Origin of the sequence: Amycolatopsis thermoflava N1165 (genome assembly GCF_000473265.1) — a bacterium.
GTDB lineage: Bacteria > Actinomycetota > Actinomycetes > Mycobacteriales > Pseudonocardiaceae > Amycolatopsis_E > Amycolatopsis_E thermoflava.
This window is the reverse complement of the sequence record NZ_KI421511.1, coordinates 6,895,110-6,907,246: the sequence shown is the minus strand read 5'-3', so window position 1 is coordinate 6,907,246 and position 12,137 is coordinate 6,895,110. Positions and strand designations below refer to the sequence as shown.

Below are 12,137 nucleotides of genomic sequence, written 5' to 3'. Positions count from 1 at the left end.
CGTTCTCCTCCTCCAGCAGGAGATCGCCGTGGGACGATCGGGACGTGGAGATCACCACCTGGTACCTGGAGCAGACGGACCCGGCCGCGATCCGGCCGTCCGCGGCGCCGGGCGAGCCGGTCGCCATCACCCGCGCCGAGGTGCCGAGCCCGGAGTTCAACCGCTTCCTCTACACCACCGTCGGCGGCGACTGGCAGTGGACCGACCGGCTCGGCTGGGACCGGCAGCGGTGGCTGGACCTGCTGGCGCAGCCCGGTTACGAGACCTGGGTGGCGTACGTGCGCGGCACACCGGCCGGGTTCGCCGAACTGGACGGCACCAAGCCGGGCGAGGTGGAACTGGCCTACTTCGGGCTGCTGCCCGCGTTCACCGGCCGCGGGATCGGCGGGCACCTGCTGACCGTGGCGCTGCGGCGGGCGTGGGACCTGCCGGAGCGCCGGCCGGGCGCGGAGCCGATCAGGCGGGTGTGGGTGCACACCTGCACGCTCGACGGGCAGCCCGCCGCGCTGGCCAACTACCAGCGGCGCGGCCTGACGATCTACCGCACGGAAACCCGCGATCAAGACCCGGACTTCACCGGACAACCGGCACAATGATCCCATGCGCCGCATCGGGGCCGTACTGCTCGCCGTCCTGGCCGTCACGGCTTGCTCGTCTTCGCCCGCCCAGGACCTGCCGTCGACCCCGACCACGGTCGCCGCGCCCACCACGGTCAGCGGGCAGAGCCTCGCGCTGAAGGTGGACGTCGTGACCGGCGGGCTGCAGCACGGCTGGGACGTCGGGTTCCTGCCCGGCGGTTCGATACTCGTCACCCAGCGGCCGGGGCGGCTCGCGCTGGTCCGCGGCACCGCGGTCACCCAGGTCCAGGCCGACTTCTCCGATGTGTGGGCGCGTGGCGAGGGCGGTCTGATGGGGATGGTCGTGCACCCGGACTTCGCCGCCAGCCGCCGGTTCACCACCTGCCAGACGCACCAGGAGGGCGGCCGCGCGGTCGACATCCGGCTGGTCACCTGGACGCTGTCGGCGGACGAGCGCAGCGCGACGAAGGTGCGGGACCTGCTGACCGGGCTACCGGTCAACCAGAGCGGCCGCCACTCCGGGTGCCGCCCGGAGATCGCCGCGGACGGGGCGCTGCTCGTCGGCACCGGCGACACCGCGCGGCCGGACGTCTCGCAGGACCGGCACAGCCTCGGCGGCAAGGTACTGCGCGTCGACCTGAACACCGGCGCGCCGCTGCCGGACAACCCGTTCATCTCCTCGGCCGACCCGAACGAGCAGCGGATCTACAGCTACGGGCACCGCAACATCCAGGGCGTGGCGGTGCGGCCGGGCACCGGGCAGATCTTCACGGGCGAGCACGGGCCGACGTTCGACGACGAGATCAACCTGATCCGCCCCGGCGGCAACTACGGCTGGGACCCGTCGCAGGGCGGCACCGTCGACTCCTACGACGAGGACGTGCCGATGACGGACCTGCAGCGGTTCCCGGACGCCGTCCGGCCACTGTGGACCTCCGGGGACATCACCGAGGCGATCTGCGGCGCGGCGTTCGTGTCCGGGCCGCAGTGGGGCGCGCTGGACGGCAGGCTCGCCGTGGTGGCGCTCAAGGGCCAGAAGATGCTGATGTTCACGGTGGACCAGGCGGGCGCGGTCACCGAGGTCTACCTGCCGGCCGAGTTCGACGACACGTACGGACGGCTGCGCGCGGTGCGCAGCGGCCCGGACGGCGCCTTGTACGTGACCACCTCGGACGGCAACGACGACAAGCTCCTGCGCATCACGCCCGCTGCTTGACGCGCGACGGCCGGTTGCTCAGCAGGTAGCCCACACCGATGACCACCGCCACGATCGGCGTGACGTAGAGGGCCACCCGGGTGTCCTCGCCGAACCCGAGCAGCACCACGACCAGCGCGAGGAACGCCAGCGCGAGGTACCCGGTCCACGGCGCGCCGGGCATGCGGAACTCCGAGGCGGGCAGCTCGCCGCGGTCACTGCGGCGGCGGTAGACCAGCTGGCACACCACGATCACGCCCCACGTCCACAGCACCCCGACGGTGGCGACGCTGGTGATGTAGGCGAACGCCTTCTCCGGCACGACCGCGTTGATCAGGATGCCGGCCGCCATGACGATCGCCGACGCCGTGATGCTCGCCGCGGGCACCTGCCGCTTCGACAGTTTGCCGAACGCGGCGGGCGCCGACCGGTGCACGGCGAGGGTGCGCAGCATCCGGCCGGTCGAGTAGATGCCCGAGTTGCACGACGACAGCGCCGCGGTCAGCACGACGAACTGGATGATCCCGGCGGCACCGTGGATGCCGACCGCGTCAAAGGCCCGCACGAACGGGCTCTCGCCGTCGTGGAACTCGGTCCACGGCACCAGCGACAGCAGCACCACCAGCGCGCCGACGTAGAACACCCCGATCCGCACCATGACGCTGTTGATCGCCTTCGGCAGCACGACCCGCGGGTTCTCCGCCTCGCCCGCGGTCAGCCCGATCAGCTCGACGCCGAGGTAGGCGAACATGACGCTCTGCAGCGCAAGCAGCGCGCTGCCCGCGCCGTGTGGCAGGAACCCGCCGTCGCTGACCAGGTGCGCGAACGTCGCGTGCTCCCCGGCGGGCCCGATGCCGAACACGATGACCGCGAGGCCGAGCACGATCGCCCCGACGATCGTCACCACCTTGATCATCGAGAACCAGAACTCGAACTCGCCGAACACCTTGACCGAGATCAGGTTGGCCAGGAACAACAGCCCGAGCACAACCGCCGCGGTGACCCACTGCGGGATGTCCGGGAACCAGTACTGCACGTAGATCCCGGCCGCGGTGATCTCGGCCATCGCGGTGACCACCCACATCAGCCAGTAGACCCAGCCGGTGGCGAACCCGGCGAAGCGGCCGACGAACTCCTCGGCGTAGTCGACGAAACTGCGCGACACCGGCCGGTACATCAGCAGCTCGCCGAGCGCGCGCATGATCAGGAAGATGACCACGCCCGCGACGGCGTAGGAGGCGATCAGCGCCGGCCCGGACGTCTCGATCGCCGCACCCGCCCCGAGGAACAGGCCCGTCCCGATCGCGCCGCCGATCGCCATCATGCTGATCTGGCGGTTCTTCAGGCCCCTGGCGTAACCCTCGTCGGTTCCCTGGTCGCTCATACCCCTCCCGTCCACGGCTGGTCCAGACCCTAACGACGGGGTCCGCGGGCGGAAGCTTGGGGCGGTTTGGAATGGTCGAGTTCGGATGGTAGATTTCGACTATGCCACGTCGCGCACTGGAGAACCCGCTGGTCCTGGCGGTACTCGGCCTCCTGCTGGAGTCGCCGATGCACCCGTACCAGGTCTTCACGGAGTTGCGTGCCCGCAGCGCGAGCGCCATCAACCGGGGCACGCTGTACGACGTCGTGGAGGCGGTGGCCGCGGCGGAGTGGATCGCCCCGCAGGGCACCGAACGCAGCGGCAACCGCCCGGAACGGACCGTCTACGCGCTCACCGACTCCGGCCGCGACGAGCTGGTGCGCAGGCTGGACAGCCGGATCCGTGAGCCGAAGCGGGAGTTCCCCGAGTTCCTGGGTGCGATCGCGTACGTCGGGGCGCTCGGACCGGACGGCGCCGTCGCCGCACTGACCGAGCGCGCGCAGCGGTTGTCCGAACGCGCCGACGCCGACCAGGAGCGGCTGACCGCGGTGCTGGAGAGCGGCGTGCCGCGCCTGCACGTCATCGAAGCCGAGTACGCGCTCCACCAGACCCGCGCGGAGATCGCGTGGGTGGAAAGCCTCGTCGCCGAGATCCGTGGCGGCGCCCTGACCTGGCCCGGAAAGGACTGACATGCTCTTCGGCATCTACCCCGGCGGTGTCACCGGGACCGACTCCGGTGAACTGGCGGGCGGACCGCCCGACGACCCGGCGCGGATCCGGGAAGCGCTCACCGCACTGCAGGGCGAAGGCCCGTTCCTCGTCCGCGCCTACCTCGGGTTCGACGACTCCACTTCGGATTGTCCACACGAGACACTGGCGCCGGCGGACGCCGCGCAGTACACCGGCGACGGCCGCGTGCTGGACCTCGTCGCGCAGTACCAGTCCGCGAGCGGCGACGTGGACGGCTACCGCGCGTTCGTGCGGCGGCTGGTGGAGCAGTACGGCGCGGTGACCGGCACGCTGCAGATCGCGGAGGAGCCGAACGTGCCGGGCAACCCGACGCTCGACGGCTACTACCCGCGCGTGATCGAGGCGATCGTGGCCGGGGTCGCCGCGGCCAGGGAGCGGGCGGCCGAACTCGGGCACGATCTGCGGGTCGGCTTCAACACCACACCGCTGTTCGGGCCGGGCGCGTCGTTCATCGCGGACGTGGCGAAGGCGGGCGGCGCGGAGTTCGTGCGCCAGGTGGACTACGTGGGCCTGGACTTCTTCCCGGACGTCTTCCGGCCGGTCGCGGCGGCGGAGCTGCCCGCGGCGGTGGCCGGGCTGCTGCGCCACCACCGCGAGAACGTCCTCGCGCCGGCCGGGTTCGGCGATGTCCCGCTGCACATCACCGAGCACGGCTGGCCGACCGGCCCCGGGCGCTCCGCCGAGCGGCAGGCCGAAGTGGTGGAGGCCGTCGTCCGCGCCGCCGCGGACGCGGGCGTGAGCTGCTACACCCACTTCGCCCTGCGCGACGCGGACAGCGCGAACCCCGGCCTGTTCCACCAGTTCGGCCTGCTGCGGGACGACTACACCGCCAAGCCCGCCTTCGACACCTACCGGAAGCTGATCGCCGAGTTCACCAGGTGACCGGCAGTTCGTGCACGCCGTAGATGTTCATGTCGGTCCGCAGCCGCACCTCGTCCGCCGGGATGGCGAGCCGGAGGTCCGGGAAGCGGCGCAGCAGCCCGGCGAACCCGGCGCGCATCTCCAGCCGGGCCAGCTGCTGGCCGAGGCACTGGTGGACGCCGTGGCCGAAGGCCATGTGCCCGCGGGCGTTGCGGTGCACGTCCAGCGCGTCCGGCTCGTCGAAGCGCCGCGGGTCGCGGTTGGCGGACAGCAGCGAGACGACGACGGTGGACCCCTTGGGGATCGTTTCGCCGCCGACTTCGATGTCCTCGGTGGCGTAGCGGTAAAAGACGTCGGCGACGGTCAGGTAGCGCAGGAGTTCCTCGACCGCGCCCGGCACCAGCTCCGGGTTCGCACGCAGCTCGGCCATCTGCTCGGGGTGCTCCAGCAGCGCGAACGTGCCCAGCCCCAGCATGTTCGCCGTGGTCTCGTGCCCGGCGAGCAGCAGCAGGAAGGCGATCCCGGTCAGCTCCTCGATGCTGAGGTCGTCCTGGCGGGCCAGGTCGGACAGGATGTCCTCGCCCGGTTCGGCGCGCTTGCGGGTGACCAGCTCGGCCAGGTACCCGTTGAGCGCGCCGACGACGGCGATCTTCTCCTCCAGTTCGATGTCCTTGAGCATGAACCGCGCGGCGTTGTGCTGGAAGGTTTCCCGGTCCTCGTACGGGACGCCGAGCAGCTCGCAGATCACCAGCGACGGCACCGGCAGCGCGAACTCCTTGACCAGGTCGACCGGCGGGGTGAGCCGCGCCATCTCGGCCAGGTGCCGCTCGGCGATCTCGTTGATGTGCTCTTCGAGCTGCTTCATGCGCTTGACCGTGAAGGCGCCGGTGAGCCTGCGCCGCAGCCGCGTGTGGTCCGGCGGGTCCATCGAGATGAACAGGCCGGGCATCTGCGGGGACGGCTCGGTGGGGGCAGGCATGCCCGGGGTCAGGTACGGCACGTGGATGATGTCGAGGTCGAGGCGGGAGCTGAACCGGGTGTCGGCCAGCACCTGCCGGACCTCGTCGTAGCCGGTGACCAGCCGGCCCTCGTGGCCGTCGGGGAAGACCAGCGGGCAGACCGGGCGGGACTCGCGCAGCCGGGTGAACCCGGTGGGCGGGTCGAAGGGACCGGCGTCGCGGTCGGTGGGGAGTCCGTTCGGGATGGGAACCGTCTGAGTCACCGGAGATCCTTTCGTGGCGGTCGCTGGACCCACCATCACGGCCGGCGCTGACACCCGGCTGACACGGCTCTGACACGACCATCACGTGCGCGGGCGGTCGGCGAGCTTGAGCCACACGACGCCGGCGATGATCACCGCGAGCCATAGCGCCTTGGCCGGGGTGAGGGTCTCGTCGAAGAACACCGGACCGAGCACGGCGGCTCCGGCGGCGCCGATGCCGGCCCAGACCGCGTAACCGATGCCCACGTCGATGGTGCGCAGGGCGAGGCTGAGCGCGAAGAGCGTGAGCAGGAAGAAGACGACCGCGACGAGCGACCAGGAGAGCACGGTGAAGCCCCGGCTGCCGCCGACGGACAGGGCGTAGCCGACTTCGAAGGCGCCGGCGAGCAGGAGGACGGGCCAGGCGGCGGCGGGTGCGGTGGACGTGCGGCGCGCCATCACGCGGCTCCGCTCAGCTGGAGGCCGACGACGCCGGCGATGACGGCGGCGATGCCGAGCACCTTGCGCCAGTCGAGGCGCTGGCCGAACAGGACGACGCCGAGGACGACGATCCCGACGCCTGCGACGGAGGTCCAGATCGCGTAGCCGACACCGACGTCGAAGGTCAGCAGCGCCAGGCTGAGGAGGTAGGTGGCGATGCCCCCGCTGACCAGCGTGGCGGCGGTCCAGGCGGGCCGGGTGAAGCCCTGGGCCTTGCCAGCGGAGACGGCTACCGTGATCTCGAAGACGACGGCGATGCCGAGGTAGAGCCAATGCACGGAAGTCCCTTTCACGGAGTTTGGCTGGTGCACCGCACATCGTGAAACTTCACACCGGTGTCAATTGCAAGAATGGGGAGCGGCGGAGCGTCTGGAGGAGGGCTCATGCGCATCGGTGAGCTGGCGGAAGCCACCGGGGTCAGCACGCGGTCCCTGCGGTACTACGAGGAACAGGGGCTCATCCGATCGTCACGCACGCCCGGCGGGTGGCGCGACTTCGACAGCTCGATGGTCGAGCGGGTCGTCCTGATCCAGCACCTGTTCGCCGCCGGCCTGTGCAGCGCCACGATCAACGAACTGCTCCCCTGCCTGGAAGCCCCACCCGAGGAGCGCACGGGCGTGCTGGAGGAGCTGCTCGCCCAGCAAGCCGAGCGCCTGGAGGCCAAACGGCGCGACATCGAGCGCGAGCTGGACATCCTGCGGGCGCTGCGCAAGGAGACGTCCCTGCCCGGCCACGCCGCCTGATCAGCGGCTCGGCGTGCCGCCCCGCCCGCGCCACCCGATCAACGACCCGGCACCCCACACGCCGCCAAACCCGCACCCGCCCGCGCCCGTTCCACGTGATCACCGGACGTCCTGGCCAGCACCACCTCGAACTGCTCCCGCGCCGCCGACACGTCCGCGACCGCGAGCAGGCTCGCGCCCAGCCGGTTGCGGATCTCCAGCTCCAGCTGCGGCCGGGTCCGCTCGCTGACCAGCGCGAACGCGCGCCGCTGCAGTTCCAGCGCCGCCTCCGCGTTGCCGAGCCCGGACTCGGCCGCGCCCCACATCGACAGGCAGTCGGCGGTCAACGCGATGTCGCCGGCCTCCTCGGCGGCGCCGGCGGCCCGGCGCAGCGCGCCGACGGCGTCCGCGTACCGCCCGACCGCCAGGTGGAACTTCCCCAGGCTGCCCACCGCCATCGCCACCGCCCGCGGCCGCCCGATCTTCTCGCCGAACGCGACCCCCTGCTCCAGGCAGGCGCGGGCCTCGTCGAACCGGCCGAGCCGCAGGTGGGTCAGCCCGATGTTGGCGATCGCCATCCCGCACAGGAACGGGTCGTCCAGCCTGCGCCCCAGCTCGTGCGCCTCGTGCAGCAGGGCGAGCGCCTCGCCGGTGTCGCCGCACGCCACCGCTAGCGTGCCGAGGCCGCCGAGCGCGCGGGCCTCCTCCCGGCGGTCGCCGGCCTGCCTGCTGATCCGCAGCGCCTCGTGCAGCCACGGACGGCATCGCTCGTAGTGGCCCTGCATCCCCTCCGCGACCCCGAACCCGAACCGCAGCGCGGACCGCATCCGCCGGTCGGAGCACTGCTCGGCGGGCGGGAGCGCGATCTCCAGCGCCGCGCGGCACTCGTCGTAGCGGCCCTGCCGGACCAGGTACTCGACGAGCCCCTCGGCGATCCAGCACGCGTAGTCCGCTTCCCCGGATTCCGCCGCATAGCGGACGACGTCCGGCAGCTCGCCGCCTGCCGAGTCGAGCCAGCCCGCCGCGTCCGCCCAGCCGGTGAACGACACGTCGTCCACCGGCGGGCCGCTCGACGGGTCGTGAACGCCCCAGTCGCTCGCGATCCGCGCGGCGACCGCGTACAGCCGCAGCACTCCGGCCCTGGCCGCGGGCTCGTCCGCGCCCAGCCGCCGCGCGTACACCGCGACCAGGTCGTGCAAGCGGTAGCGGCCCGGGGCCGGCTGCTGCAGTAGGCTCGCGTCCACCAGGCGTTCCAGCGAATCCTCGACCATCGGTTCGGGGAGCCCGAGCATCGCGGCCACCGCCCGCGCGTCGAACTCGACCGTCGGCACCAGCCCGAGCACCCGGAACGTGCGCTGCTCCGCCGCCGCGAGCTGGTGAACGGACAACCGCAGCGCCGCCTCGACGCCGTGGTCCTCGGCGGTGAGCTCGCCCAGCCTGCGCTCGTCGTCGGCGAGCCGCCCCACCAGGTACTCGAAGGTCCACATCGGACGGTTCTGCATCCGGGCGCCCGCGATCCGCAGCGCCAGCGGCAACCCGCCACACAACCGGACCAGCTCGCGCACCGCGCCGGGCTCCCGGCCGACTCGCTCGGCGCCGACGACCAGGCGCAGGAGTTCTTCCGCGGCAACGGCGTCGAGCACGTCGAGCGACACCCGGCGGTCGGCGGGCAACCCGGTCAGCCGCTGCCTGCTCGTCACCAGCACCGTGCTGCCCGCGCCGGAAGGCAGCAGCGGCCGCACCTGCTCGGCGCTCTTCGCGTCGTCGAGCACCAGCAGCAGCCGCGACGACGCGGTCGCCGACCGCCAGGTCGCGGCGAGCTCGTCCACGTCCGGCCCGATCGGACCGGTGTCGACGCCGATCGCGCGCAGCAGCCGGGCCAGCGCGTGCGCCGGGCGCAGCGGCTCGTGCCCCTCGGTGTGCCCGTGCAGGTCCAGGTGCAGGCAGCCGTCCGGGAAGCCGGGGCGCAGCACGTGCGCGGCGCGGAGGGCGAGCGCGCTCTTGCCCGCGCCCGCGACGCCGTCGACCGCGATGACGGTCACCAGCTCCGGGTCGCCCGGTTCGACGAGCCGCGCCAGTTCTTCCGCACGCCCGGCGAGTTCGCCGCTGTCCGCGGGCAACTCGTTGCGGGGCGGGCGTTTGCGGGTGACACCGAGCGCGGCGTCATCACCCCGCAGCACCGCCTGCTGCACCCGGCGCGGTTCGGCGCCCGGCTCCACGCCGAGGTCGTCGACGAGGCGGCGGCGCAGCCCGGTGAACACGGCCAACGCGTCCGCCCGCCGCCCCGCCGCGTACAGCGCACGCATCAGCAGCGCGGCCAGCTCCTCGTGGTGCGGGTGGACCCCGGCGAGCGCGGACAGCTCGTCGATCACCTCGCCGTGCCGTCCCAGGCGCAGCTGCCACCCGGCCTTCCCGAGCTGCAGCGCGATGCGGCGTTCGGTGAGCCGCAGCCGGTGCCCGTCGAGGAAGGGGCCGGGCAACCCGGTGAGCGGCTCACCGTCGAACAGGTCCAGCGCGTCCGCGGCGGCGCGCACCGCGACGGCGAGGTCACCGGCGCGCGCGGCGGCCGCGGCCTCGGCCGCGATCCGGTCCAGGGGCCCGGCGTCCACCTCGGCGGCGGCGCCGACGAACCGGTAGCCGCTGCTGTCGCGGGCGATCACGGCGTCCGCGGGCTCGTCTTCACCCGCACGCAGGCACTTGCGCAACCGGTGGACGTAGACCGGCACCACGCGACGGCCGGTGCCCGGCGGTTCGAGGCCCCACACGTCGTCGAGGAGCTCACCGGCGCCGACCACCACGTCCGGGCGCAACACGAGCGCGGCGAGCAGGGCCTTCTGCCGGACCGGGCCCAGGTCGAGGGGCTGATCGCCGCGCCAGGCCCGGAGCGGGCCGAGCACACTCAGCCGGAGTCGGCCCCCACTCACCACACCGCCCCCAACGCCGTGCTGTCGACTCGTGGCGCAGTGTAGCGGGAATCCGGTCAGTTCAGGCGCAGTTTCGGCTTGTGCTCCAGGTGCGAGAGCCCGTTCCAAGCCAGGTTGACCAGGTGCGCGGCCACCTCGTCGCGCTTGGGGCGGCGGGCGTCGAGCCACCACTGCCCGGTCAGCGCGACCATCCCGACCAGCGCCTGGGCGTAGAGCGGCGCGAGCTTGTCGTCGTACCCGCGTGCGTCGAACTGCTGCGCGAGGATGTGCTCGACCTGCATCGCGATGTCGTTGAGCAGCGTGGAGAACGTCCCGGAGGCGCTGGCCACCGGCGAGTCGCGGACGAGGATGCGGAAGCCGTCGTGCGACTCCTCGACGTAGGCCAGCAGCGCGCTGGCCGCCTGCTCGAGCATCGCCCTGGGGTGCCCACCGTGCAAAGTGGACACCATTCGGTCGAGCAGGGACTGGGTCTCGCGGTCGACGACGACGGCGTAGATGCCTTCCTTGCCGCCGAAGTGCTCGTAGACCACGGGTTTGGAGACGTTCGCCCGGTGGGCGATCTCCTCGATGGAGGTGCCGTCGAAGCCCTTTTCGGCGAAGAGCTTGCGGGCGACGTCGAGCAGTTGCTGCCGGCGTTCCGCGCCCGTCATCCGGACGCGGGGCACCGGCCCCGGAGGCCGCACCCCGGTGGCCTCACGTTTCGCTCGACGTCGTCCCGCCACCCGGAGAGACTATTCGGACGTCAGTCGGGCGAGCCGCTGCGGGGTGGGCCAGCGCACGTTGTGCACCCACCCGAGCTTCTCGAACGCCCAGATCACGCGGGCCGAGATGTCGATCTGCCCGCGCTTGACACCGTGCCGCGCCGAGGTCGGGTCGGCGTGGTGCAGGTTGTGCCAGGACTCGCCGAAGGACAGGATCGCCAGCGGCCAGAAGTTGGCCGACTTGTCGCGCGCGGCGAACGGCCGCTCACCGATCATGTGGCACACCGAGTTGACCGACCACGTCACGTGGTGCAGCACGCAGACCCGGACCAGCCCGGCCCAGAAGAACGCGGTGACCGCGCCCCAGAACGACCAGGTGATCAGGCCGCCGAGCACGGCGGGCAGGACCAGGGTGAGCAGGGTCCACAGCCAGAACAGCTCGTCGACCTTCTTGATCGCCGGGTCCTTCAGCAGGTCCGGGGCGAACCGCTCGGCGTTGCTCTTGTCGCGCTCGAACAGCCAGCCCATGTGCGCGTGCCAGAAGCCCTTGGCGATGGCCAGCGGCGAGGTGCCGAACGCCCACGGCGAGTGCGGGTCGCCGTCGCGGTCGGAGAAGGCGTGGTGGCGCCGGTGGTCGGCGACCCAGGTGATGACCGGGCCCTGCACCGCGAAGCTGCCGGCGATGGCCAGCGCGACCCGCAGCCACGGCTTGGCCTTGAACGAGCCGTGCGTGAAGTACCGGTGGTACGAAACCGTGATCCCCAGACCGCTGATGACGTAGAAGCCGATGAACAGGCCGACGTCCACCCAGCTCAAGCCCCATCCCCAGGCGAACGGCACGGACACGATGAGCGCGAGCAGCGGCAGGATCACGCCCAGGTAGACGGAGAACTGGACGCCGGGCCCCCGCTGCCCGTCGATGACCGGCTTCGGTCCCTTGGCCTTGGGTGGTTCCATGACCTGAGTGGATGTCATGCGCAACACTTCTTCCTACCTGGGAAAACCTGACAAAGGTCTGCCTTACCTACGTTGCCGTAAGTTACGGTACAGGAGGTTTGCCCCGCTGGGGAGACGCTGAAACGCGGACACAACCCCTGCACTGGCGCGGTTTTTCGACGTCGCTATCCTGACCAGGCACGATCCGCCGTGGTGTAATTGGCAGCACCTCAGATTTTGGTTCTGATAGTTCAGGTTCGAGTCCTGGCGGCGGAGCTGCCGTGCCCTACCCCGACGTGCCCGAAGGGGGTGCGCCACGCTGCAAGGCGAGAGCAGACCGAAGACCAGGCGGCCGGCACTGGCCGAGCTCTCCGATGCCTGGCTGGCCGGGCGCGCCCGGGAACT

At 71.7% G+C, this 12,137-nt stretch carries 12 protein-coding genes and 1 tRNA gene; 6 read left to right on the top strand and 7 right to left on the bottom strand.

What is annotated here, in order from left to right:
• Window positions 1-44 precede the first annotated feature (44 nt).
• Together AMYTH_RS0134345 and AMYTH_RS0134340 are read left to right on the top strand one after the other, a co-directional pair.
• Window positions 45-596 (top strand): GNAT family N-acetyltransferase, encoded by a 552-nt coding sequence (locus AMYTH_RS0134345; protein WP_017984884.1) that lies wholly within the window; start codon window positions 45-47, stop codon window positions 594-596.
• Window positions 597-600: 4 nt separating this feature from the next.
• Window positions 601-1,794, top strand: coding sequence for a PQQ-dependent sugar dehydrogenase (locus AMYTH_RS0134340; protein WP_027934024.1), 1,194 nt, complete (start codon window positions 601-603; stop codon window positions 1,792-1,794).
• Here AMYTH_RS0134340 and AMYTH_RS0134335 read toward each other — a convergent pair.
• Window positions 1,778-3,157, bottom strand: a complete 1,380-nt coding sequence (locus tag AMYTH_RS0134335; RefSeq protein WP_027934023.1) for an amino acid permease — start codon at window positions 3,155-3,157, stop codon at window positions 1,778-1,780. The genes AMYTH_RS0134340 and AMYTH_RS0134335 overlap by 17 nt on opposite strands.
• A 101-nt stretch (window positions 3,158-3,258) precedes the next feature.
• Here AMYTH_RS0134335 and AMYTH_RS0134330 point away from each other — a divergent pair, with 101 nt between their 5' ends.
• The gene (locus tag AMYTH_RS0134330) at window positions 3,259-3,825 is read left to right on the top strand and encodes a PadR family transcriptional regulator (protein WP_027934022.1); all 567 of its coding nucleotides are present in this window, start codon (window positions 3,259-3,261) and stop codon (window positions 3,823-3,825) included.
• Between the two features lies 1 nt (window position 3,826).
• Window positions 3,827-4,768, top strand: a complete 942-nt coding sequence (locus AMYTH_RS0134325) for a hypothetical protein (protein WP_027934021.1) — start codon at window positions 3,827-3,829, stop codon at window positions 4,766-4,768.
• On the opposite strand, the gene AMYTH_RS0134320 is transcribed toward AMYTH_RS0134325, so the two are convergent.
• From AMYTH_RS0134320 to AMYTH_RS0134310, 3 genes are all read right to left on the bottom strand, one after another.
• Window positions 4,758-5,969: a cytochrome P450 gene (locus tag AMYTH_RS0134320; RefSeq protein WP_027934020.1), complete on the bottom strand. Its 1,212-nt coding sequence runs from the start codon at window positions 5,967-5,969 to the stop codon at window positions 4,758-4,760. The genes AMYTH_RS0134325 and AMYTH_RS0134320 overlap by 11 nt on opposite strands.
• An 81-nt stretch (window positions 5,970-6,050) precedes the next feature.
• Window positions 6,051-6,407 (bottom strand): DMT family transporter, encoded by a 357-nt coding sequence (locus AMYTH_RS46290; protein WP_037322911.1) that lies wholly within the window; start codon window positions 6,405-6,407, stop codon window positions 6,051-6,053.
• Window positions 6,407-6,727, bottom strand: a complete 321-nt coding sequence (locus AMYTH_RS0134310; RefSeq protein ID WP_027934019.1) for a DMT family transporter — start codon at window positions 6,725-6,727, stop codon at window positions 6,407-6,409. The genes AMYTH_RS46290 and AMYTH_RS0134310 overlap by 1 nt, the downstream gene beginning before the upstream one ends.
• 105 nt (window positions 6,728-6,832) lie before the next feature.
• On the opposite strand from AMYTH_RS0134310, the gene AMYTH_RS0134305 reads away from it, so the two are divergent.
• Window positions 6,833-7,192 carry a MerR family transcriptional regulator gene (locus AMYTH_RS0134305; RefSeq protein ID WP_027934018.1) on the top strand — a complete coding sequence of 120 codons (360 nt, stop codon included), beginning with the start codon at window positions 6,833-6,835 and terminating at the stop codon, window positions 7,190-7,192.
• Between the two features lie 38 nt (window positions 7,193-7,230).
• Here the strand turns inward: AMYTH_RS0134305 and AMYTH_RS0134300 are convergent, their stop codons facing one another.
• The 3 genes from AMYTH_RS0134300 to AMYTH_RS0134290 form a co-directional block, all read right to left on the bottom strand.
• Complete coding sequence (locus AMYTH_RS0134300; RefSeq protein WP_027934017.1) at window positions 7,231-10,095, bottom strand: AfsR/SARP family transcriptional regulator; 2,865 nt, start codon at window positions 10,093-10,095, stop codon at window positions 7,231-7,233.
• A 56-nt stretch (window positions 10,096-10,151) separates the two neighbouring features.
• Complete coding sequence (locus AMYTH_RS0134295) at window positions 10,152-10,745, bottom strand: TetR/AcrR family transcriptional regulator (RefSeq protein WP_017984892.1); 594 nt, start codon at window positions 10,743-10,745, stop codon at window positions 10,152-10,154.
• A gap of 81 nt (window positions 10,746-10,826) precedes the next feature.
• Window positions 10,827-11,753 carry an acyl-CoA desaturase gene (locus AMYTH_RS0134290; RefSeq protein ID WP_123684849.1) on the bottom strand — a complete coding sequence of 309 codons (927 nt, stop codon included), beginning with the start codon at window positions 11,751-11,753 and terminating at the stop codon, window positions 10,827-10,829.
• A gap of 183 nt (window positions 11,754-11,936) precedes the next feature.
• Between AMYTH_RS0134290 and AMYTH_RS0134285 the strand changes: the two genes are divergently transcribed.
• Window positions 11,937-12,008 (top strand) — tRNA-Gln (locus tag AMYTH_RS0134285).
• Window positions 12,009-12,137: the final 129 nt, after the last annotated feature.